16 protein-coding genes and 3 tRNA genes are annotated in these 22,280 nt (G+C 68.3%); 12 read left to right on the top strand and 7 right to left on the bottom strand.

All coding sequences use genetic code 11. The features are described from left to right. The 3 genes from PHR85_RS02165 to PHR85_RS02155 form a co-directional block, all read left to right on the top strand. A partial coding sequence (locus PHR85_RS02165) for a cadherin-like domain-containing protein (protein ID WP_300049848.1) occupies window positions 1–3,221 on the top strand: 3,221 nt, incomplete at its 5' end. Between the two features lie 33 nt (window positions 3,222–3,254). Next, window positions 3,255–4,661 carry an HlyD family efflux transporter periplasmic adaptor subunit gene (locus tag PHR85_RS02160; protein WP_300049846.1) on the top strand — a complete coding sequence of 469 codons (1,407 nt, stop codon included), beginning with the start codon at window positions 3,255–3,257 and terminating at the stop codon, window positions 4,659–4,661. Between the two features lie 3 nt (window positions 4,662–4,664). Next, on the top strand, window positions 4,665–6,773 hold the full coding sequence (locus PHR85_RS02155) for an HlyD family efflux transporter periplasmic adaptor subunit (RefSeq protein WP_300049845.1): 2,109 nt from the start codon (window positions 4,665–4,667) through the stop codon (window positions 6,771–6,773). Between the two features lie 39 nt (window positions 6,774–6,812). Here the strand turns inward: PHR85_RS02155 and PHR85_RS02150 are convergent, their stop codons facing one another. Continuing rightward, complete coding sequence (locus tag PHR85_RS02150) at window positions 6,813–7,922, bottom strand: TRAP transporter substrate-binding protein (RefSeq protein ID WP_300049843.1); 1,110 nt, start codon at window positions 7,920–7,922, stop codon at window positions 6,813–6,815. Between the two features lie 250 nt (window positions 7,923–8,172). Between PHR85_RS02150 and PHR85_RS02145 the strand changes: the two genes are divergently transcribed. From PHR85_RS02145 to PHR85_RS02105, 9 genes are all read left to right on the top strand, one after another. Beyond that, window positions 8,173–8,967, top strand: coding sequence for a crotonase/enoyl-CoA hydratase family protein (locus PHR85_RS02145; protein ID WP_300049840.1), 795 nt, complete (start codon window positions 8,173–8,175; stop codon window positions 8,965–8,967). A gap of 48 nt (window positions 8,968–9,015) precedes the next feature. After that, on the top strand, window positions 9,016–10,881 hold the full coding sequence (locus PHR85_RS02140; RefSeq protein WP_300049837.1) for a feruloyl-CoA synthase: 1,866 nt from the start codon (window positions 9,016–9,018) through the stop codon (window positions 10,879–10,881). Window positions 10,882–10,906: 25 nt separating this feature from the next. Continuing rightward, window positions 10,907–12,157 (top strand): thiolase family protein, encoded by a 1,251-nt coding sequence (locus PHR85_RS02135; protein ID WP_300049835.1) that lies wholly within the window; start codon window positions 10,907–10,909, stop codon window positions 12,155–12,157. 43 nt (window positions 12,158–12,200) lie between these two features. Next, window positions 12,201–13,757: an acyl CoA:acetate/3-ketoacid CoA transferase gene (locus PHR85_RS02130; RefSeq protein ID WP_300049834.1), complete on the top strand. Its 1,557-nt coding sequence runs from the start codon at window positions 12,201–12,203 to the stop codon at window positions 13,755–13,757. A 49-nt stretch (window positions 13,758–13,806) separates the two neighbouring features. After that, on the top strand, window positions 13,807–14,571 hold the full coding sequence (locus PHR85_RS02125; protein WP_300049832.1) for an SDR family NAD(P)-dependent oxidoreductase: 765 nt from the start codon (window positions 13,807–13,809) through the stop codon (window positions 14,569–14,571). Window positions 14,572–14,586: 15 nt separating this feature from the next. After that, window positions 14,587–15,012 carry a thioesterase family protein gene (locus PHR85_RS02120; RefSeq protein WP_300049830.1) on the top strand — a complete coding sequence of 142 codons (426 nt, stop codon included), beginning with the start codon at window positions 14,587–14,589 and terminating at the stop codon, window positions 15,010–15,012. Window positions 15,013–15,056: 44 nt separating this feature from the next. Further along, complete coding sequence (locus tag PHR85_RS02115; RefSeq protein WP_300049829.1) at window positions 15,057–16,043, top strand: Bug family tripartite tricarboxylate transporter substrate binding protein; 987 nt, start codon at window positions 15,057–15,059, stop codon at window positions 16,041–16,043. Window positions 16,044–16,136: 93 nt separating this feature from the next. Further along, window positions 16,137–17,834, top strand: coding sequence for an acyl-CoA dehydrogenase family protein (locus PHR85_RS02110; RefSeq protein ID WP_300049826.1), 1,698 nt, complete (start codon window positions 16,137–16,139; stop codon window positions 17,832–17,834). 34 nt (window positions 17,835–17,868) lie between these two features. Beyond that, entirely contained in the window at window positions 17,869–18,414 is a 546-nt protein-coding gene (locus tag PHR85_RS02105) for a MarR family winged helix-turn-helix transcriptional regulator (protein WP_300049824.1), read from the top strand. A 31-nt stretch (window positions 18,415–18,445) separates the two neighbouring features. On the opposite strand, the gene PHR85_RS02100 is transcribed toward PHR85_RS02105, so the two are convergent. From PHR85_RS02100 to PHR85_RS02075, 6 genes are all read right to left on the bottom strand, one after another. Continuing rightward, window positions 18,446–18,574: a zinc ribbon domain-containing protein gene (locus tag PHR85_RS02100; protein WP_367278695.1), complete on the bottom strand. Its 129-nt coding sequence runs from the start codon at window positions 18,572–18,574 to the stop codon at window positions 18,446–18,448. A gap of 52 nt (window positions 18,575–18,626) precedes the next feature. Beyond that, window positions 18,627–18,703: transfer RNA gene (locus PHR85_RS02095), tRNA-Val, on the bottom strand. An 8-nt stretch (window positions 18,704–18,711) separates the two neighbouring features. Further along, window positions 18,712–18,788, bottom strand: a tRNA-Val gene (locus PHR85_RS02090). A 96-nt stretch (window positions 18,789–18,884) separates the two neighbouring features. After that, window positions 18,885–18,961, bottom strand: a tRNA-Val gene (locus PHR85_RS02085). 60 nt (window positions 18,962–19,021) lie between these two features. Next, window positions 19,022–21,277 (bottom strand): bifunctional (p)ppGpp synthetase/guanosine-3',5'-bis(diphosphate) 3'-pyrophosphohydrolase, encoded by a 2,256-nt coding sequence (locus tag PHR85_RS02080; RefSeq protein ID WP_300049823.1) that lies wholly within the window; start codon window positions 21,275–21,277, stop codon window positions 19,022–19,024. Beyond that, entirely contained in the window at window positions 21,274–22,212 is a 939-nt protein-coding gene (locus PHR85_RS02075; protein ID WP_300049821.1) for an alpha/beta hydrolase, read from the bottom strand. Before PHR85_RS02075 ends, PHR85_RS02080 begins: the two co-directional genes overlap by 4 nt. Window positions 22,213–22,280: the final 68 nt, after the last annotated feature.

Genomic DNA, 22,280 nt, shown 5'->3' with positions numbered 1-22,280 from the left:
ACTGGAACGGCACCTTCCCGCTGGTGACCTACACGGTCACCGACGGCTCGGGCACGGACGACACCAGCACGCTGGCGATCACGGTCGATGCGGTCAACGACGACTTCAGCGACGCCAACGAGACCGTCAGCGTGCTGGAGGACAGCAGCAACCACACCGGCCACCTGCTCACGGGCACCAACAGCGTGGACGGGCCGGTGACGGTCAAGAGCTTCAGCCTCGCCGGCGAGACCGGGACCTTCACCCTGGGCACGGCCTACGCCGTCAGCGGCAAGGGCACGCTGACCGTCAACGCCGACGGCAGCTACAGCTTCACGCCGGCGGCCCACTGGAACGGCGCCTTCCCGCTGGTGACCTACACGGTCACCGACGGCTCGGGCACGGACGACACCAGCACGCTGGCGATCACGGTCGATGCGGTGGTCGATCCGGTCGCCGTGTCCAGCCCGACGGTCAACGAGGCATCCCCCTACGCCGTGTTCACCGTGACCGGCGTCCCGGGCGAGGCCGTGACGCTCCAGCTGGCCTCGGGGTCGGCCACCATGGGCGGCACGGACTTCGGCACAGTCGGCGCCACCCCACTGGAATTGTCCACGGATGGCGGCCTGTCCTGGACGCCTTACTCGACAAGCGCGACCTTCCCTGCCGACGGCAAGCTGCTCGCTCGCACCCCCGTCCAGCAGGATTCGGCTTACGAAGGCTCGGAGACCTTCACGCTCAAGGCCACCCCCGTGGACGCAGCGGATGCAACGGGCGCAACTGGCGCAACTGGCACGGCCACCATCCGCGACGATGGCGCCGGCACGGTCTTCAAGGCCGACGGCTCGGAAGACGCGAGCGCAGCAAAGGATGACGATCGCCTGATCAAGATTCCCGACGTGACGGTCAACGAGGCTTCACCCTACGCGGTATTCCGCATCGAGGCATCTGGCGGTCAACGGTTCACGCTCTCGCTGCAGGACGGCCCTGACCATGTCGACCCGGCGATCGCCACGGCGACGGCTGGGACGGACTACGGCAACTCGCTCGAAACCTACGACGGTGTCAAGTGGGTGGCTTACGTACCGGGCAGCCTGGTCTCGGTGCCCGCGAGCGGCTCCGTCCTGCTGGTGCGCGTGCCGGTCTTCAATGACAGCGAATACGAGGGCACGCATGCCTTCACCCTGGTGGCCACGATACCCGGCACCGCAGCCGTCACCAGCAATGGCATCATCGGCGACTATGGAACGGGCGCGATCTTCAACGACAGCGGGGCCGAAGACCGCTTCGCGCCCAAGGATGACGACCGTGGCATCAAGGTTGACAGCCCGATCGTCAACGAGGGGTCTGATTTTGTCGTCTTCACGATCCAGGGGCCGGCCGGTCCGATCGGTCTGAGGATGCCGGCCAGCTATGAAACCGACGAACCGATCGCGACCGGAGTCGACAAGAGCTCGGCCAACATCCAGTTCTGGGAGGATGGTGTCTGGAAGACTTACACCGGCAGCAACGCGTCGATTCCTGAAGGCGGCACGCTGCTGGTGCGCGTGGGCCTCGGCGGCGAGCACGATGAGGCGAGGGAAGGCCCCGAGCACTTCGCGCTGATCGCCACCCGTGACGCGGTCGATTCGATCGGCGAAGCGTCGGTGCGCGATGATGGCACCGGCGTGATCTACCAGTTCGGCGCGGACGGTGGCTTCAGCGGCACGACGGTCGTCGGCCTCGACGACGATTTCGACAAGGACGGCATCGCGCCGACGACCGAGGAGGCACTCGCCACGCTCGCCGCCTCGCAGGGCATAGGCGACGCCGTCATGGGCGACATCAACGGCGACGGCACGCAAGACGCCGAGCAAAGCGCATTGGCGACCCTGGCCTGGACAGCCAAGGATTACTTCGTCCAAGGCAACGCAGGCACGCTGACCGAAAGCAAGGCGATCGTCTCGGTCAGCGTGACCGATGGCGCCAGCTCCAATGCGGTGTCGACCAGCTCGCAGTTGCTCGACATCGTGGTCGCGACGTACGACGAGGTCGACTCGAACACCGAGTTGGTGCTGGAGTCTGACGGCAGCCGCACGGTCACGCTGGCCGATGGCAGCCAGGCAAGCACGCCCTGGGACCCGATCCGCTTCGCGGTCGAGGGCATGGACAGCAACCAGGACGGCCAGCCCGATGAGCTGAGCGACATCGATCTGGTTCGCAGCGGCACCCAGGTCCGCCTCCTGATCGACATCCGCGCCGCGGGCCTGACGACCCAGGAGGTCAACGGCTACATCAAGTATGTGTCGCGGGAGGCGATCGACTCCCTGGGAACGCTGGTCGATCTGGATGGCAATGCCATCACCCAGGCCGGCTGGTACGACTTCACGCAACGCCAATCCGGAGGCGACGGCGCACGCTTCATCGACGAAAACGGCGACGGCAAGATCGACTACATCGAGTTGATCATCACCGACAACGCCTTCGGCGACAACGACGCCACGCTGGGCAAGATCTTCGACCCGGGCACGCCGGTGCTGATCGCCCAGCGCGAGCCAGTCCCGCAGCAGGTCGAACCCGTGCAACTCGAGGCCGCGCATGTCGAGCCCGCGCCGGTCGAACTCGATCATGCCGCCCACCTGCCCCCGATGGCTTCGATCGAATCGGTCGAGGGGCCGATCTTCCAGCACTCGAATTTCAGCTCCACGCTCTACGCGCTGACGTCAGCGGCCGACCCGAAGTCGCTGGGCCTGATCGAGCGCACGAACTGGGACTGGGCGGATCAAGACCGGGACTGGGCCAATGACCGCCAGCCGGCGCCAGCGGCGGCCGCGCCACGCTGGACGACGCTGGTGCTGCCCAGCGAGGTCGCCAGCCTGCAGGTCTTCCGCGGCATGAGCGACCAGTTTGCCGACAGCGGCGCGCAGGGCAGCTTTACCGTGCCGGCCGATGCCTTCGTGCATACCCAGTCCGGCCACGAAGTGGTGCTGGCGGCCAAGCTGGCGGATGGGGCGGAGCTGCCGTACTGGATCCGCTTCGATGCGCGCAGCGGCCAGTTCAGCTTCGAGCCGCCCGAGAACTTCAGTGGCGAGTTGAGGATCACATTGATGGCACGCGACGCCCAGGGTCGCGAGGCCACGACCTTGTTCCGCTTCCACGTCGGCGACAAGCGGGTCACGGTGGCGGGCCGCGCCGGGCTGAGCCAGCAGTTGCGCGAGGCGGCCCAGCACAAGCGGGGCCAGCGCGCCGCGCCGGTCCATTGATCCGCAGAGGATGATTCGAATTTGAACCAGACCATGCACCAACCCCCGCCCGGGCCAGCCCGGGCGGCGGCTCACAATCCCCTGTTCAGCCTGCTCGAGCTCTCGCGTCGGGCCCGCCAGGGCGGATCGGCGGCGGAGCTGCGCTTCCTGCTGGTCAACGACAGCCACGCGCTGGCGGCTTACCGGCAGGCGGGGCTGTGGCTGGCCGATGCGGGCCTGCAGGCGCTCTCGGGCGTGGTGCAGCTGGAGGCGAACGCGCCTTACGCGCTCTGGCTGACCCGGGTCTGCGAGCAGCTCTCCAGCGCGACCACCCCGATGCCGGTTTCGGCCCAAGCGCTGCCGCCCGAACTCGCGCAGGAATGGGCGCAGTGGCTGCCGGCCCAAGGCCTGTGGCTGCCGCTGCCCCAGGCCCCGACGCCCGCCAGTGGCACCCGGCCGGCCGAGGCCGTCGCGGGCGGGCTGCTGCTCGCGCGCGACCTGCCCTTCACCCCGCAGGAAGTCGCGCTGCTGGTCGAATGGCTGGAAGTCTGGACCCACGCCTGGCGCACGCTGCACCGTGCTCCGGCCTGGTCCTGGAAGGTCTGGCGGCGGCGGCTGCTTGAGCGGCTCCAACCGTCAGCCGGCCAGTCCTGGTGGCGGCAAACCCGCATCCGCTGGGCCGCTGCGGTGCTGGTCGCGCTCGCCTGCCCCGTGCGCCTGACCGTGCTGGCCCCCGGCGAGCTGGTTCCGGCGCACCCGGTCGTGATCCGCTCCCCGCTCGATGGCGTGGTCGACAGCTTCCATGTCCAGCCCAATCAGGCGGTCAAGAAGGATCAGCCGCTGTTCGGCTTCGACGAGGCGCTGATCCGCAGCCGGCTGGAGGTCGCCGAGCAGAGCCTGACCACGGCCGAGACCGAATACCGCCAGACCACGCAGCAGGCGCTGCTCGACGCCAAGTACCGCAACCAGCTCGCGCTGCTGACCGGCAAGATCGAGGAAAAGCGCGCCGAGGCCGAGTTCCTGCGCGAGCAGTTGCAGCGCTCGCGCGTGCTCGCGCCGCAGGACGGCGTCGCGCTGCTCGACGACCCGTCGGAGTGGATCGGACGTCCGGTGACGGTCGGCGAGCGCATCATGCGCCTGGCCGCTCCGGCCGACGGCGAGGTCGAAGCCTGGCTGCCGCTGGCCGATGCGATCGCGCTCGAACCCGGCGCCACGGTCAAGCTCTACCTCAACGCCAGCCCGCTGTCGCCGGTCACGGCGCAAGTACGCTACCTGGCGCATGACGCGGTGCAGCGCCCCGACGGGGGCTACGCCTACCGGGTGCGCGCCAAACTGGACGAGCCGACCGGGCACCGCGTCGGCCTGAAAGGCACGGCCAAGCTGCACGGTGGCTGGGTGCCGCTGGCCTACTGGGTGTTGCGCCGACCGCTCGCGGCCCTGCGCACCGCGCTGGGAGTCTGAGCGATGGCCTTGCCCCGACTGCGCGAGGAACTCGACCTCCTGCCTGGCCCCGCGCTGGGCGACGGCCAGCCAAGCTGGACCCTGCACGACCCGGTGCGCAACCAGTTCCTGCGCCTGGACTGGCCGACCTTCGAGATCCTGAGCCGCTGGTCGCTCGATGACGCGCAGGCGATCGCCGAATCGGTGTCGGCCCAGACCACGCTGCGGATCGGCGCCGAGGAGGTCAAGCAGGTCGCGCAATTCCTGCTGGAGCACCAGCTGGTCCAGCCCGAGGGCGCCGACAGCGCGCGCCAACTGGCCGAGCGGCTCAGGAAGATCGAGGGCAGTCCGCTCAAATGGCTGCTGCACCACTACCTGTTCTTCCGCGTGCCGCTGTGGCGGCCCGACGGCTGGCTGGAGCGCTGGCAAGGCGCTGCCGGCGCCTTCTACAGCCGCGGCTTCCTGGCGCTGACGCTGGCGGCGCTGGCCTTCGGCCTGTTCCAGGTCACGAGGCAATGGGAGGTCTTCTTCGCCTCGCTGGTCGACACCTTCAGCGGGTCCGGCCTGGCGGCCTACGGCATCGCGCTGGTCGCGGTCAAGTTCCTGCACGAGCTCGGCCATGCCTTCACCGCCAAGCGGCTGGGCTGTCGGGTACCCACGATGGGGGTGGCCTTCCTGGTGCTGTGGCCGGTGGCCTACACCGACACCAACGAGACCTGGCGCCTGACCAGCCGCTGGCAGCGGCTGCAGGTCGCGTCGGCCGGCATCGCCACCGAACTCGTGATCGCGGCCTGGGCCACGCTGGCCTGGGCACTGCTGCCCGATGGCGCCTGGCGCTCGGCCGCCTTCGTGCTCGCCACCACGAGCTGGGTCGCGACGCTGGCGGTCAACGCCAGCCCCTTCATGCGCTTCGATGGCTATTTCATCCTGTCGGACTGGCTGGACCTGCCCAACCTGCACCAGCGCAGCTTCGCGCTGGCACGCTGGAAGCTGCGCGAGTGGCTGTTCGCGCTCGGCGAGCCCAAGCCGGAACATTTTTCGCTTCGGCGCGAGACGGGGCTGATCCTGTTTGCCTGGGCCACCTGGCTCTACCGCCTGGTGGTGTTCCTGGGCATCGCGATGCTGGTGTACCACTTCGCCATCAAGCTGGTCGGCATCGCGCTGTTCGCGGTCGAGATACTCTGGTTCATCCTGTTGCCGCTCAAGCAGGAGTGGAAAGCCTGGGCCGAACGCTGGCCCAGGATCAGGACCAGCCGGCGCAGCCGATACAGCCTCGCGCTGCTGGCGGCCGCCTTGCTGCTGGTCGTGCTGCCCTGGCCGGGACGGGTCACCGCCAGCGCGATGCTGCACCCGGCCGAGACCTGGCCGGTCTACGCGCCCTCGGGCGCGAGGGTCGAGGCGCTGCCGTTCCAGGAGGGCGAACCCGTGCCGCAGGGTGCCGTGCTGCTGCAGCTCTACGTGCCCGACCTCAGGATGCGGCGCCAGGCCCTGCTCGCGCGCGTGGAACGGATGCGCTGGCGGGCCGCGGCATCGGGCTTCGACGCGGAGGGCCGCCAGCAGCTGCTGGTCAACGAGAACGCCCTGGTCACCGCCCAGGCCGAGCTCGCGAGCCTGGACACCGAGCTGCTGCACTACGCGCCGCGGGCACCCTTCGCCGGCCGCCTGCGCGACCTCGACCCCGACCTGCGGGTCGGCCAGTGGCTGGCACGCAAGGAAAAGGTCGCTCTGCTGGTGCGCGACGACGGCCGCTGGCTGGTCGAGACCTGGCTGGACGAGGACGCGGTGCAGCGGGTGACCGTGGGCGACAAGGCGCTGTTCGTCGCCGAAGGTTCCGAGCACCATACGCTGCGGCTCAAGGTCGCATCGGTCGACCGTGACGCCAGCCGCGTGCTGCCACGCCCCGAACTGGCGCTCCAGTCAGGCGGCCACTTGCTGACGCGCGAGAAATCCGGCCAACTGGTGCCCGAGCGCGCGGTCTACCGCGTGGCGTTCGAGGTCCCGCCCGGTGCGCTGGACGACTGGGGGCAGCTGTCCTGGCGCGGCCAGCTGACGGTACACGCGAGCTGGGAGGCACCGGCCTCGCGCTACCTCAGGCAAGCCGCCGCGGTGCTGATCCGGGAGCTCGGATTCTGAACGGTCAGGCCAAGCTGGCAAGCTGGCCCGGCGCCAGCCTCACTTGCCGAGGTACTTGTTGCCGATGGCGTGGACTTCGGTCGCCAGCTTGTTGCCGTCCAGGCCACGGGCATTGGCCTGCCTGACCCAGTCGGCCTCGACCGAAGCGGTGCTCTTCTTCATCGCGTTGTAGTCGGCGTCCTTGATCACCAGGGTCTTGTTGCCCTGCGCGGCGAGCTTCTTGCGCGTGTCGGCGATGCCATCGTCCCAGGCCTTGCCGATCAGGTCGACCAGGGCCTGGCCGCTGTGCTTGTCGATCACGGCCTTGAACTCGGGCGCCAGGCTGTCGTACTTGGCCTTGTTCATCAGGATGGCCATCGGCGTCTGGATGAAACCGGGCTGGTTCGGCATCCCCTCGATGTGGTACTTGGTCACCTCGTCGACCTTGATCGCGGGCAACACCTCCCAGGGAATCATGGCGCCATCGATCACGCCCTTGGAAATGCCCTCGGTCACCTGCGCCAGCGGCATGTTGACCGGGGTGCTGCCGATCGCCGACAGGAACAGCGCGGCAAAGCGCGACGGGCTGCGCACCTTGAGGCCCTTGAGGTCGGCCGCCGACAGGATGGGCTTGCTGGCGGTGCTGATGACGCTGTTGCCGCCGCTGTGGATGGCCAGCAGCTTGAAATCCTTGAAGTCCGCCATGGCGTATTGCTGGGCATAGTCCCACATCGCGCGCGAGCCGGCCAGACCGTCGCCCGGCAGCGTGAACGGCAGCTCAAGCGCCTCGGTGCGCGGAAAGCGCCCGGTCGAGTAGCTCGGCGAGGTCCAGACCACGTCGGCCACGCCGTTCTTGACCTGGTCGGCCAGCTGCGCCGGCGTGCCGCCCAGCGCCAGCGAGGGGTAGAGCTGGCACTTCATCTTGCCGCCCGAATCCTTCTCGATCGCGGCGCACCAGGGCAGCGCCACCTTCTGGTTGAAGCCCGAGTTCGCCGGCAGGAAATGCGAGTACTTGATCGTGATCTGCTGGGCCTGGACCGCCGAGGCGCCGAACAGGGCCGGCAGCGCCAGGCTCAGGCTGGCGAGCAGCTGGCTCGGTGCCGAGCGCCAGCTGGAAACCGCCGTCGACCGGGACTTGCGGGTTGACTTGTGGGTTGCGATGGATGTCATGCGCTTGCTTTAAGGTTATTTTAGATATCCATATTCTGCGCCGACCCCATGATCGGCCAACCTGGTGTTTTCCCTTGCTACGTCATGAATCGATAGATGCACGGCATTTTCTGGCCATAACCCCGTGAAAACCCTTGGAAGAACAGCCACCAAGGGTTAACCCCGATCAAAAGCCGATCGAAATCATGAGAACATGAAGTTATTCGATATAACTTTATATCCCTTTCATCCACTCCAAGCCGAATCGATCATGAGCCACTTGTCCACCCCCTCAGCCCAGGACGCCATCCAGCTGGAAATGCGCGGCAGCGTCGCCGTGATCCGCCTGTGCCGTCCGGCCAAGCGCAACGCGCTCAATGACGGCCTGATCCTGGCCCTGCGCGACATCTTCCAGCACCTGCCCAAGGAAGCGCGCGCGGCCGTCATCCATGGCGAGGGCGAGCATTTCTGCGCCGGCCTGGACCTGTCCGAGCTGCAGGAGCGCGACGCGGGCGAGGGCCTGCACCACTCCCGCATGTGGCACAGCGCGCTGGAGTGCCTTGAAAAGGGACCGGTGCCGGTGATCGTGGCGCTGCACGGCGCCGTCGTCGGCGGCGGCCTGGAACTGGCGAGTGCCTGCCATATCCGCGTGGCCGACGAGTCGGCCTTCTTCGCCCTGCCCGAGGGCACGCGCGGCATCTTCGTCGGCGGCGGCGGCGCGGTGCGCATCCCCAAGCTGATCGGCGCGGCCCGCATGATGGACATGATGCTGACCGGGCGCGTCTACGGCGCCATCGATGGCGAGCGCGTGGGCCTGGCCCAGTACCTGGTGCCCACCGGCACGGCGTTGGACAAGGCGCTCGAACTGGCCAACCGCATCGCCAGCAACGCGCCGCTGACCAACTACGCGCTGATGCACGCCCTGCCGCGCATCGCCGAGCAGCCGGCTGACCACGGCCTCTTCACCGAGGCGCTGATGGTGTCGATCGTGCAATCAGCGCCCGAGGCCAAGGCCCGCGTGCGCGCCTTCCTCGAAGGCAAGGCGGCCAAGGTCCAGAAGGCCTGATCGGTCCGAGCAAACCGACGCCACCCCCCCGCAGAGGAGCACAAGAACATGAATTTCGACCAGTCCCCCAAGTACCGCCCGCTGATCTTCGGCGTAACCCGGGTCAAGCTGCGCGACGGCGCGCCCGGCACCCATTACCTGCAGGCCGACCAGCCGCTGCTGCCCTACCCCGGGCGCATGACCGACCGGCTCCGGCACTGGGCCGAGACCGTGCCGACACGCAGCTTCATGGCGCGCCGCGTCAAGCTGCCCGACGGCAGCCTGGGTGACTGGCGACACCTGAGTTACGGCGAGGCCTGGCAGACCGCGCGCCGGATCGCGCAGGGCCTGATCGCGCGTGGCCTGAGCGTCGAGCGGCCGGTCGTGATCCTGTCCGAGAACAGCCTGGAGCACGCGCTGCTGTCGCTGGGCTGCATGCTGGCGGGCGTGCCCTATGTGCAGACTTCGACCGCCTACTCGCTGATCAGCCAGGATTACGACAAGCTGCGCCATGTGATCAACACGGTCACGCCGGGCCTGCTGTTCGCGGCCGACGCGGCGCGCTACGGCAAGGCGCTGCGGGCCGTGGCCAGCCCCGACATGGAGCTGGTGCTGGTCGAGGGCGAGCTACCCGGCCTGAGCAGTACCTCCTTCGAATCGCTCTGCGCCACGCCCGAGACGCCGGCGGTCGACGCCGCGATCGCCGCCACCGGCCCGGACAGCATCGTCAAGTTCATGTTCACCAGCGGCTCGACCAAGCTGCCCAAGGCGGTCATCAACACCCAGCGCATGTGGTGCGCCAACCAGCAGCAGATGTGCCAGTCGATGCCGGTGCTGACCCAGGAGCCGCTGGTGCTGGTGGACTGGCTGCCCTGGAACCACACCTTCGGCGGCAACCACAACGCCGGCATGGTGCTCTACAACGGCGGCACGCTCTACATCGACGACGGCAAGCCGACCCCGGCGCTGGTGCACGAGACGCTGCGCAACCTGCGGGAAATCGCGCCCACCGTCTACTTCAACGTGCCGACCGGCTTCGAGACCATCGCCGCCGCGATGAAGACCGACCCGCTGCTGCGCAAGACCCTGCTGTCGCGCGTCAAGATGTTCTTCTACGCCGCCGCCTCGCTGGCGCAGCCGGTCTGGGACAGCCTGTACGAGAGCGAGGAGCTCGAAATCGGCGAACGCATCGTCATGAGCACTGGCCTGGGCATGACCGAATCCGGCCCCTTCGGCCTCTACGTCACCACCCCGGACGTCTCGGCCGGCGACCTCGGCGTGCCGACCCCGGGCATGCAGGTCAAGCTGGTGGACATGCAGGGCAAGACCGAGATCCGCTACCGTGGCCCCAACATCACGCCGGGCTACTGGCGCGCGCCGCAGGAGACCGCCGAGGCCTTCGACGAGGAAGGCTTCTTCAAGTCCGGCGACGCGGTCAAGTGGATCGACGAGACCGACATCCACCTGGGCCTGAAGTTCGACGGCCGCATCGCCGAGGACTTCAAGCTCTCCACCGGCACCTTCGTCAGCGTCGGGCCGCTGCGCGGCAAGATCATCGCCGCCGGCGCCCCCTATGTCCAGGACGTGGTGATCACGGGCCTGAACATGAAGGAGGTCGGCGCCATGGTGTTCCCGACCCAGGCCGTGCGCGCGCTGTCCGGGCTGCCGGCCGACACCTCCATGCACGAGGTGGTCGACAGCGCGCCGGTGCTGGCGAAGTTCCAGCAGATCGTCGACGAACTGGCCAGGACCGCCACCGGCAGCGCCAACCGCATTGCCCGGCTGTGCCTGCTGGCCGACCCGCCGACGCTGGACCGTGGCGAGATCACCGACAAGGGCTCGATCAACCAGCGCGCGGTGCTGACTCAGCGCGCCGATACCGTCGCCAAGCTGCACGCCGACGCGCTGCACTACCTCATCAAACCCCAGGCCTGAACCCGGCCACACAAGGAACACTCACATGGCACAAGGATTCTTCAACGCCTTCAACGACGTCTGGATGCTCGAAGGCGTTCGCACCCCGATGGTGGACTACTGCGGCGCGCTCGGCCATATCTCGCCGACCGACCTCGGCATCAAGGCCGCGCGCGAGGCGCTCAAGCGCAACGGCATGAGCGGCGCCGAGATCGAGTCGGTCATCACCGGCAACATGGCCCCGGGCGACTTCGACCAGTTCTTCCTGCCGCGCCACATCGGCCTCTACGCCGGCGTGCCGCAGCAAGTGCCGGCCGTCATGGCGCAGCGCATCTGCGGCACCGGCTTCGAGCTGTTCCGCCAGGCCGGCGAGCAGATCGAGGCCGGCGCCTGCGACACCGCGCTGGTGGTGGGCACCGAAAGCATGACGCGCAACCCCATTGCCGCCTTCGACCACCGCACCGGCTTCAAGCTCGGCGCCCCGGTCGGCTTCAAGGACTACATGTGGGAGGCGCTGAAGGACCCGGCCGCCGGCATCAACATGATCCAGACCGCCGAGAACCTGGCCACGCAATACGGCATCACGCGCGAGGAGGTGGACCAGTTCGCCGCCGAATCGTTCGCCAAGGCGGTGGCGGCGCAGGCAAGCGGCTTCCTGGCCGGCGAGATCGTGCCGGTCATCAGCGAGAAGTTCGAGCTCGAAGGCTACCAGACGCGCGGCATCAAGCTGCAGGGCAAGCTGACCGAGGTGGCGGCCGACACCCATCCGCGCCTCTCGCCGGCCGAGGTGCTGGCCAAGCTGCGCCCGGTCTACGAGGGCGGCGTGCAGACCGGCGGCAACAGCTCGGCGCTGGTGGACGCGGCGGCGGCCTGTGTCGTCACCTCGGGCGCCTACGCCAGGGCCAACGGCAAGCAGCCGCTGGCGCGCGTGGTGGCCGCCGCCGCCGTGGGCGTGCCGCCCGAGATCATGGGCATCGGCCCGGCGGCGGCGATCCGCCTGCTGCTGGAGCGCAGCGGGCTGCAACTGGGCGACATCGGCCGCTTCGAGATCAACGAAGCCCAGGGCGCGCAAACCCTGGCCGTGGGCCGCGAGCTGGGCCTGGACCTGGCCAAGCTCAACGTCAACGGTGGCGCCATCGCCCTGGGCCATCCGCTGGCCAGCACCGGCGTGCGCCTGACCATCACCCTGGCGCGCGAACTCAAGCGCTCCGGCCTGCGCTGGGGCATCTCCAGCGCCTGCATCGGCGGCGGCCAGGGCATCGCGCTGCTGATCGAGAACCCGGACGCGACCGCTTAACAAGTCACGCGCCGCACCAGTCACCCGCACCGAAAGCAAGCACATGAAAATCATCACCGCCGACCAAGCCGGCGCCCTCATCCAGGACCACGCCACCCTCTTTCTGGGCGGACTGGCCATGGCCGGGCTGGCCGAGGAAGTGCTCAAGGGCATCGAGCGCCAGTTCCTGGAAACCGGCCACCCGCGCCTGCTCAGCACCTGGGCCTGTGGCGCCATCGGCAACGCCAACGACGCCGGCATGAAGCATTTCGCACACCAGGGCCTGATCAAGCGCGTGGTCGCGGGCCACTTCGGCCAGACCGGCAAGGAAATGATGCGCATGGTGGCCGACAACGAGGTGGAGGCCTACAACTTCCCGCAAGGCTCGCTGTCGCACCTGACGCGCCAGACCGCCAACCGCTCGCCGGGCCTGCTGACACAGGTCGGCCTGGGCACCTTCGTCGATCCGCGCCAGGAAGGCGGCAAGATGAATGCCGGCACCACCGAGGACCTGGTCAAGCTGGTGGAGTTCGAGGGCCAGGAATGGCTCTACTACGCCCCGCCGCGCATCGATGTCGGCATCATCCGTGGCAGCGTGGCCGACGAGAACGGCAACATCGCGCTGGACAAGGAAGGGGTACTGCTGGAGCAGCTCTCCATCGCCCAGGCCGCCAGGCGCTGGGGCGGCATCGTGATCTGCCAGGTCGAGCGCGTCGTCAAGGCCGGCAGCCTGCATCCGAAGTCGGTCAAGGTGCCGGGCTTCCTGGTGGACTATGTGGTGGTGGCGCAGGCCGAGAACCACATGCAGTCGATCGCCACCCGCTACAACCCCGCCTTCAGCGGCGAGGTCAAGGTGCCGCTGGGCTCGCTCGAACCGATGGCGCTCGACGAGCGCAAGGTGATCGCGCGCCGCGCCGCGATGGAGCTGCACCCGGGCGCGCAGACCAACCTGGGCATCGGCGTGCCGGCGGGCATCCCGTCGGTGGCGGCCGAGGAAGGCGTGGCCGAGCTGCTGAGCCTGAGCGTGGAGTCCGGCGTCAACGGCGGCATTCCGGCCCAGCTCGGCGACTTCGGCCTGTCCTACAACCCGGAGTCGATGATCGAGCAGAGCGCGCAGTTCGACTTCTACGACGGCGGCGGACTCGACGCCACCTTCCTGGGCCTGGCGCAAACCGACCTGCACGGCAACGTCAACGTCAGCAAGTTCAACGGCCGTCCGGTCGGTTGCGGTGGCTTCATCAACATCACCCGCTGCACCAGGAAGATCGTGTTCTGCGGCACCTTCACCGCCGGCGGACTCAAGGTGAGCGTGGGCGATGGCCAGCTGACGATCGTCCAGGAAGGCAAGAGCGCGAAGTTCATCGAGCGGGTCGAGCAGATCACCTTCAACGGCCATGATGCCGCGCTGCGCGAGCAGCAGGTGCTGTTCGTGACCGAGCGCGCGGTGTTCCACCTCACGGCCGACGGCCTGGAGCTGATCGAGATCGCGCCGGGCGTGGACCTGGAGCGCGACGTGCTGGCCCACATGGCGTTCAAGCCCCTCATCCGCGACCTCAAGACCATGGACCCCGGCCTCTTCAGCGAGCAATGGGGCGGTCTGGCCCAGGCCCTCCAGCACTGAGACCCAGGCGCTCCGCAGTCATCACATCCCTTACAGCAGGACTCACATCATGAACATCCAAGGACAAGCCGCACTCGTGACCGGCGGCGGCTCCGGCCTCGGCGAGGCCACCGCGCGCGAACTGGCCCGCCTCGGCGCCAAGGTCGCGGTGCTCGACGTCAACCTCGACAACGCGCGCCGCGTCGCCGAGGAGATCGGCGGCATCGCGCTGCTGTGCGACGTCACCAACGCCGACAGCGTGCAGGCCGCGATCGACACCGCCGCCGCCGCTCACGGCCCGGCCCGCATCCTGATGCAGATCGCCGGCATCGGCACCGCCAAGCGCGTGATCGCCCGCGACGGCAGCCCGGCGCCGCTGGAAGACTTCGCCAAGGTGATCAACGTCAACCTGATCGGCAGCTACAACGTGGCGCGCCTGTTCGCCGCCGCCTGCGCCAAGACCGAACCCCAGGAAGATGGCGAGCGCGGCGTGATCATGTTCACCGCCTCGGTCGCCGCGTTTGACGGCCAGGTCGGCCAGCAGGCCTACGGCGCCTCCAAGGGCGGCGTGGTCAGCATGACGCTGCCGATGGCGCGCGACCTGGCGCAATACGGCATCCGGGTCTGCACCGTCGCGCCGGGCCTGTTCGCCACCCCGCTGATGAAGACCCTGCCCGAGCCGGTGCAGGCTTCGCTCGCCGCCAGCATCCCCTTCCCGTCGCGCCTGGGCAAGCCCAGCGAGTTCGCCGAGCTGGCCTGCCACATCGTCCACAACGGCCACCTCAACGGCGAGGTGATCCGTCTGGACGGCGCGCTGCGCCTGGCACCGCGCTGAACCGGAGCCGCCGACATGAGCGCACCCAGGACCACCGTCTACGAAGTCGAAGTGATGTTCGGCGACTGCGACCCCGCCGGCATCGTGTTCTTCCCGAACTACTCCAAGTGGATGGACGCCTCGTCGCTGAACTACTTTCGCCAATGTGGCCTGCCGTCCTGGCGTGAGCTCAAGAAGACGCGCGGCATCGTCGGCCTGCCGCTGCTGGAGATCCACACCAGGTTCCGCCGCCCCGCCACCTACGGCGAGCGGCTGCGGATCCACACCAGCGTGATCGAGTGGCGCGCCAAGGTCCTGGTGCACCGGCATGTGATCCAGCGCGGCGACGAGCTGCTGTGCGAGGGCACCGAGGTACGCGCCTTCGTCGTCAACCCGCCCGAGGACCCGGAACGCATCAAGGCCATTGCGATCCCAGAGGACATCAAGGCCATGTGCAGCTGATGCCAGCCTGAAGCCACCCCCGTATAGAACCAAGAGGAGACAAGATGACTACCAGACGCGCTTTCACCCAATCCCTGCTGGGATCCGCCGCCCTGTCGGCCTTCGGCCTGCCGCTGGCGGCCCAGGCCCAGGGCAGCCTGGACATGGCCAGGATCCTGGTCGGCTTCCCGCCGGGCGGCACCACCGACGCCCTGTCGCGCCGCGTCGCCGACAAGCTGCGCGGCAGCTACGCCAACAACGTGATGGTCGAGAACAAGCCGGGCGCCGGCGCCCAGATCGCGATCAGCGCGCTCAAGACCGCACCCGCCGATGGCAGCACGCTGCTGCTGACGCCCTCTTCGATGCTGTCGGTCTACCCGTTCACCTACGCCAAGCTGCCCTACACGCTCGACGACCTGGCGCCGGTTTCGGTGGCCTGCTTCTTCAGCCACGGCTTCGGCGTCGGCCCGGCCGTGCCCGCCAGCGTCAAGACCATCAAGGACTTCGTGACCTGGGCCAAGGCCAATCCGGACCGGGCCAACTTTGCCTCGCCCGCCGCGGGCTCCATCCCGCACCTGACGGCGGCGCTGTTCAACAAGCTGTCCAAGGCCGATCTGCAGCATGTGCCGTACAAGGGCTCGGCGCCCGGCATCCAGGACCTGCTGGGCGGCCAGGTGTCGTCGATGTGCTCGCCGGTAGGCGACTACCTGCCGCACCTGAAGTCGGGTCGGCTGCGCCTGCTGGCCACCTCCGGCCCGCAGCGCTCGCCGTTCACGCCCGAGGTGCCGACCTTCAAGGAGCAGGGCTTCGACATCGCGGTGCGCGAGTGGTATGGCTTCTTCCTGCCGGCCAAGGCCACGCCCGAGGCGCGCCGCCGCGCCGCCGCCTACCTGCAACCGGCCCTGGCCAGCAAGGACCTGATCGACAGCATGGCCCAGGTCGGCATGGAAGTACAGTCGTCCACGCCCGACCAGCTGGCCGCCTGGCTCAAGGCCGATGCCGATCAGTGGCGTGGCATCGTCAAGGAAATCGGCTTCAGGGCCGACTCCTGATCCTCCACCGGGGCCGCGCTGTCCCGACTCGGCCCCTGCTGAATTCCTGAATACCCACAGCCGCCCGCACGGCCTGCCATCCAAGACCCCGTCATGAACGCCTACCGCCCCCAAGCCGCCGACATCGGCTTCATCCTGTTCGACGTCCTGCAAGCCCAGGACCGCCTGGCCCAGCTGCCGGCCCTGGCCGACAATGCCGACCCCGACCTGCTGCGTCAGGTGCTGGAGGAAGCCGGCAAGTTCGTCGGCGAGGTGGTGGCACCGCTGAACCGCGACGGCGACGAGATCGGCGCGCGCTTCCACGGTGGCGCGGTCACCATGCCGCCGGGCGCGCGCGAAGCCTACCAGGCCTTCTGGCAGGCCGGCTGGCCGGCGCTGTCGGGCGACCCGGCCGACGGCGGCCAGGGCCTGCCCACCGTGCTGGAGATGGTGCTCTACGAGTGGCTCAGCGGCGCCAACCTGGGCTGGACCATGGCGCCGGGCCTGCTGCACGGCGCCTACGAGTGCATCAAGCACCATGCCAGCCCGGAACTGAAAGCCCAGTACCTGGAAAAGGTCGCCACCGGCGAGTGGCTGGCCACCATGTGCCTGACCGAGCCCCATGCCGGCAGCGACCTCGGTCTGGCCCGGACCAAGGCGGTGCCGCAGGCCGACGGCAGCTATCAACTCAGCGGCACCAAGATCTTCATCTCGGGCGGCGAGCACGACCTGACCGACAACATCGTGCACCTGGTGCTGGCCCGCCTGCCCGACAGCCCGCCCGGCCCCAAGGGTCTGTCGCTGTTCCTGGTGCCCAAGTTCTACCAGGACGGCACCCGCAGCGCGGTGGTCTGCGAGCGCATCGAGGAGAAGATGGGCCTGCACGGCAGCCCGACCTGCGTCATGCGCTTCGACGAGGCGCGCGGCTGGCTGGTCGGCGAGCCTGGCAAGGGGCTCAACGCGATGTTCCTGATGATGAACGCGGCCCGCCTGCATGTCGCGCTGCAGGGCGTGGGCCTGCTCGACGCCGCCTGGCAAAAGGCCGACGGCTACGCCCGCGAGCGCCGCCAGATGCGCGCGCCGGTGCGACTCGACCCCAGTCAGCCAGCCGACACCATCATCGAACACCCGGCCGTGGCGCGCCTGCTCGACACCCAGCGCGCCTGGGTCGATGCTGGCCGCGTGCTGGCCTACCGCACCGCGATCGAGCTCGACGTCGCCAAGCACCATCCCGACGCGGCGCAGCGCCAGCAGGCCAACCTGTGGTGCGCCCTGGTGACCCCGGTGCTCAAGGCGAGCTGGACCGATCAGGCCTTCCACGGCGGCAGCGACTGCCTGCAGGTGTTTGGCGGCCACGGCTATGTGCGCGAATGGGGCATCGAGCAGATCGTGCGCGACTCGCGCGTGGCGATGATCTACGAGGGCACCAACGAGATCCAGGCCCAGGACCTGCTGTTTCGCAAGGTGCTGGCCGACCAGGGCGCGGGTCTGCTCGCGACGCTGGACGGGCTCGGGCAGGATCTGGCGCAACTAGATTCTGGCGCCGCCGCGCGGGCGCGCTCGGGTGTGGCGCAGCTGCGCGAGCTGCTCCAGCTGCTGCAGGCCGGTGGTCCTGGCGTGGCGGCACGGCTCTATCCGGTGGCGGGCGACTTCCTGCGCGCGGTCACGCTGACGCTGATGGCCTGGGCCTGGGCCCGGCTGGACGCCGCCGGCGCACCCGGCCCGGGCGGCGCGGCCTTCGCGCGCTGGGTCTGGCCGGAGCTCGCCATGCGCCAGGGCATGATTCGCCAGGCCTTGGGCGCCATGGCCTGAAGCCCCTCTATGATGGCGGCCTGATTCACCAGCCATGCCCCAGACCATGACAGAGCCCAGCCCGGTCCGCCATCCCACCCCGCCGCCTCCGATGCTGCCCCAGCCCGAGGCGGACCCGGGGCCGGTCGCGGCCGGACTGGCGGTGGAGCGGGTCGACACCTCCTTCCTGGAGGCGCTGATCGGCTACAACGCGCGCCGCGCGGCGCTGACCATCATCGCGACCTTCATTCCGCGCATGGCGCAGTTCGGCCTGCGTCCGGTCGAGTTCTCGGTGCTGACGCTGATCGGTCACAACCCGGGCATCACGGCGCGCCAGCTGTGCGCGACGCTCGACCTGCAGCCGCCCAACCTGGTCGGCATGATCAAGGGCCTGGAAAAGCGCAGCCTGCTCGAAAAACGCGATCACCCGAATGACCGCCGGGCCCAGGGCCTGCACCTGACGGCGGAAGGCGAAAGCCAGCTCGAACAGGCCCAGGCCACCGCGCTGGCGCTCGAGATCGATGCCACCCCGCGCCTGACCCCGCTCGAGCGCGTCACGCTGCTGCGGCTGCTGCGCAAGATCTACCAGCCGGACGCCTGAACCTGATCAACCCCTTGACGTCCTCCCCGCCCTAAAGAACAGGAATTCCTGCTGCCAGACGGCGATGTCCCGTCGCGAGAATGTTCCTGGCCGCGTTCACGTCCCGGTCGTGGACAGTCGCGCACTCGCTGCAAGCCCATCCTCTTATGTGCGCGCCCATGCTGGACGCACAAAAAAAGCCCCCAGGCTGACGCTTGGGGGCTTTTTGATTCTGGTAGGACTGATTGGATTCGAACCAACGACCCCCACCATGTCAAGGTGGTGCTCTAACCAACTGAGCTACAGTCCTGAAATTCTTGGTAGGCTCGACTAGATTCGAACTAGCGACCCCCACCATGTCAAGGTGGTGCTCTAACCAACTGAGCTACGAGCCTAGAAATTCAAGCTTCGCAGTATACCTGAAAAAATCCTGAATCAGATTGATTCACTCCAGAAAGCTATTAAAACTGTTGTCAGCATTAACGAAATTCTGGTAGGCTTGATTGGATTCGAACCAACGACCCCCACCATGTCAAGGTGGTGCTCTAACCAACTGAGCTACAAGCCTGCATTGCCGCGAAACCAGAAGTATAGCAGCAAATTCCGTGTCTTTTGATGCGTCGAAAAACTAGCGCCGCCGCACCCGCTGCACCCCCGGCACATCGGAGACGGCCGACATCAGGCGCGAAACGCGCATCGCGTCCGGCACCTCGACCGTGAAGGTCATCCAGGCCACGCCCCGGACTGTCTGGGTCTGCACGCCGATGACGTTGATCTTCTCGCGCGAGAAGGCATCCGAGATGTCGCGCAGCAGGCCCTGGCGGTCCTGGGCCTCGACCGCGACGTCGACCGGATAGACCGCCGGCTCGGCGCCCTTGCCCTTGGTCGCGCTCCACTGCACCTCGATCACGCGCCCCGGATGCAGCCGGCTCAGGTGGCCGAAGTCGGCGCAGTCGCCGCGGTGGATGCTGACCCCCTTGCCGCGCGTGACGTAGCCACGGATCTCGTCGGGCGGCGCGGGCTTGCAGCAACGCGCCAGCTGGGTCAGCAGCGAGTCGATCCCGACCACCAGCACGCCGCCAGAAGAAGATTGCTCGGCGCCACGCGCCTTGCGGATCACGACCTCGTCGGCCACCGGGGCCACCTCCTGCGGCTTGAGCTGCTGCTCGACCGCGCGCAGCGAGGTCTCCTCCTTGCCGACCGACTCGAACAGGGCCTGCGGCGTCTCGAAGCCCAGCGCGGTCGCGAGATCCTCGTGGCGCCAGGCGGTCTTGCCCTCGCGCTGCAGCAGGCGCTCGATCGCCTCGCGCCCGCGGGCCGCGTTGTCCTCGGCCGCCAGCGCGTTGAACCAGGCGCGCACCTTGCTCTTGGCGCGGTGGCTGGCCAGGTAGCCCAGCTCGGGGTTGAGCCAGTCGCGCGAGGGGCCGCCCTCCTTGACCACCACGATCTCGACCGTCTGGCCGCTGCGCAACGGGGTATTGAGCGTGACCATGGCGCCGTCGACCCGCGCGCCACGGCAGCGGTGACCCAGGGTCGTGTGCACGGTGTAGGCGAAATCGACCGGCGTCGCGCCCCGGGGCAGCTCGACGATGGCCGCTTGCGGCGTCAGCACGTAGATGCAGTCATCGAACAGCTGGTTGGCCGCGCCGCTGAGGTCGCTCTGCCAGGCCAGCAGCTGGCGCAGCACGGCGATCTTGGCGTCGTAGTCCGAGCTGGCCGAGACCCCCGCATAGCCCTTGGAGCCGGCTTCCTTGTAGGCCCAGTGCGCGGCCACGCCATGCTCGGCATGGTCGTGCATGGCCTGGGTGCGGATCTGGATCTCGAAGGCGCGTCCCTGGGCGTCGCGCACCACCGTGTGCAGGGACTGGTAGCCGTTGGGCTTGGGCTTGGCGATGTAGTCGTCGAACTCCTGCGCCACCGGGCTGAAATGCGAATGGGCCCAGGCCAGCACCGCGTAGCAGTCATCCACCGTGGGCACCACGACGCGCAGCGCGCGGATGTCGAACACGCGCTCGAAGTCCAGCGACTTGCCGCGCATCTTCTTGATGATGCTGTAGATATGCTTGGGCCGGCCCTGCACCGAGGCCGGCACGCCCTGGGCCTGCAAGGCCGATTCGAGCTCGTGCCGCACCTGCTCGACATGGCTCTCGCGCTCGACGCGCTTCTCGTCGAGCAGGCGCGCGATCTGCTTGTAGGTGTCGGGTTCCAGGAAGCGGAAGGACAGGTCCTCCATTTCCCACTTGATCTGCCAGATGCCGAGCCGGTTGGCCAGCGGCGCGAAGATGTGCAGCGCCTCCTGCGCCAGCGCGCGCTCGGGCGGCTTCTTGGCCGCGGCGTGGTAGCGCAGCGTCTGCAGCCTGGACGCCAGCCGCAGCATGACTACGCGCAGGTCGCGCGAGAAGGCCAGCAGCATCTTGCGCACGTTCTCGGTCTGGCTGGCGTCGAGCTCGGTCGGCTGGCCCTTGGCGGCGCTGCCGGCGAAGCCGCTCTGCAGTTGCGCGGCCTCGCGCTCGAGCTTGACCTGCGCGGCCTTGCTGCGCGCCTGGCGCTGCAACTGCAGCAGCTTGCTGGTCTCGATCGCGACATGGGCGTAGCTGTCACCGAAGGCCTTGGCGATCAGCTCCTGCGGGCGCTGCAGGTACTGGCAGGCGTAGACCAGGTAAGCGGCGGCCTGCATCTCGGTCGAGCCCCCCATCATGGCCAGGATGCCGACCATGGCGTCGGCGTGCGCGAGCGTGTTCTCGCCGGTATCCAGGCTGCTGGCGGCCAGCAGCGGTTCGGCGAAGGCGCGCGCGCGCGCCAGGGCCTGGCTGTCGGCCGGCGCGTTGCTGGCCAGCGCGGCGGCGATCGCCGAGCTGCTCGTGGGGGAGTCTTGAGGAGTCATGGAGAAAGCAGGAAATCCTTGACGGTGGCGACCTGGTCTTGCTGGACCAGCGCCGGGGCATGGCCTACGCCAGCGAACTCGACGCAGCGCGCCCTGGGGCCGCGCTCGGACATGGCTTGCGCGGTCTCGCGCGTCAGCAAGTCGGAATCGGTACCGCGCAGCAGCAGACAGGGGGACTCGATGCTGTCGTACAAGGACCAGAGCGGCGACTCGGCCGCTCCAGCCTGGGTCGGCTCGGCATCGGCGGCGGCCAGCATCTGCTTGAATGACAGCGCGATGGCGGGATCGTAATGCAAGGTCCAGCCGCCCAGCGAGCGGCGCAGCATGGGGCGCGACAAGGCCAGCCACTGCTCGGGACTGTGGGGGCCGAAGGCCGCGCAGATCTTCTCCAGCACATGCACGGCGGCGATTTCCGAGGGAAAGACCGGCTGGTTGCCGAGGTAGGTCGCGATGCGCCGCAGCGAGGCCAGCTGGATCTCGGGGCCGACGTCATTGAGCACGAGACGGCGCAGCACCTGATGTGGCGGGGCCGCCAGCACCATGCCGATCAGCCCGCCCATGCTGGTGCCGACCCAGTCCAGCTTCAGGCTGGCCTCCAGCTCGCCGGTGGCCTTGCGGTAGCCGTCGCGCAGGTGGCACAGCAGCTCGGTCAGGTCGGCCACATAGGTCGTTACCTGGTAATCGACCGGGTCCGCCAGCCAGTCGCTCTGGCCGCGACCCGCGACGTCCACGCAGACGACCCGCGCATGCGGCGCCAGGGCCCGCGCCAGCACATCGAAGTCGCGCCCCTGCCGGCTCAGGCCGTGCACGCAGACCACGATCTGGTCGGGATGCTCGCGGCCGGTGGCATTCCAGTCCCACCAGGCAATCCGGCGCCGGGAATCGAACTTGCCCCTGACTCCAGGGACTTCCAGATAGTTGAGTTGTGGTTCCATGTCAAGCGACTTGCCTCGGCAGTCATCGTAGCGTCAATCTGGGCAGGATAATGGGAGCGGGATACACG

Origin of the sequence: Malikia sp. (assembly GCF_028687635.1) — a bacterium.
GTDB lineage: Bacteria > Pseudomonadota > Gammaproteobacteria > Burkholderiales > Burkholderiaceae_C > Malikia.
This window is presented reverse-complemented; position numbering and strand designations above follow the sequence as displayed.

Coding starts and splice junctions, on each gene's coding strand:
- PHR85_RS02160 (WP_300049846.1), top strand. CDS start 3,255: ATGCACCAACCCCCGCCCGGGCCAGCCCGGGCGGCGGCTCACAATCCC.
- PHR85_RS02155 (WP_300049845.1), top strand. CDS start 4,665: ATGGCCTTGCCCCGACTGCGCGAGGAACTCGACCTCCTGCCTGGCCCC.
- PHR85_RS02150 (WP_300049843.1), bottom strand. CDS start 7,922: ATGACATCCATCGCAACCCACAAGTCAACCCGCAAGTCCCGGTCGACG.
- PHR85_RS02145 (WP_300049840.1), top strand. CDS start 8,173: ATGAGCCACTTGTCCACCCCCTCAGCCCAGGACGCCATCCAGCTGGAA.
- PHR85_RS02140 (WP_300049837.1), top strand. CDS start 9,016: ATGAATTTCGACCAGTCCCCCAAGTACCGCCCGCTGATCTTCGGCGTA.
- PHR85_RS02135 (WP_300049835.1), top strand. CDS start 10,907: ATGGCACAAGGATTCTTCAACGCCTTCAACGACGTCTGGATGCTCGAA.
- PHR85_RS02130 (WP_300049834.1), top strand. CDS start 12,201: ATGAAAATCATCACCGCCGACCAAGCCGGCGCCCTCATCCAGGACCAC.
- PHR85_RS02125 (WP_300049832.1), top strand. CDS start 13,807: ATGAACATCCAAGGACAAGCCGCACTCGTGACCGGCGGCGGCTCCGGC.
- PHR85_RS02120 (WP_300049830.1), top strand. CDS start 14,587: ATGAGCGCACCCAGGACCACCGTCTACGAAGTCGAAGTGATGTTCGGC.
- PHR85_RS02115 (WP_300049829.1), top strand. CDS start 15,057: ATGACTACCAGACGCGCTTTCACCCAATCCCTGCTGGGATCCGCCGCC.
- PHR85_RS02110 (WP_300049826.1), top strand. CDS start 16,137: ATGAACGCCTACCGCCCCCAAGCCGCCGACATCGGCTTCATCCTGTTC.
- PHR85_RS02105 (WP_300049824.1), top strand. CDS start 17,869: ATGCCCCAGACCATGACAGAGCCCAGCCCGGTCCGCCATCCCACCCCG.
- PHR85_RS02100 (WP_367278695.1), bottom strand. CDS start 18,574: ATGGGCGCGCACATAAGAGGATGGGCTTGCAGCGAGTGCGCGACTGTC.
- PHR85_RS02080 (WP_300049823.1), bottom strand. CDS start 21,277: ATGACTCCTCAAGACTCCCCCACGAGCAGCTCGGCGATCGCCGCCGCG.
- PHR85_RS02075 (WP_300049821.1), bottom strand. CDS start 22,212: ATGGAACCACAACTCAACTATCTGGAAGTCCCTGGAGTCAGGGGCAAG.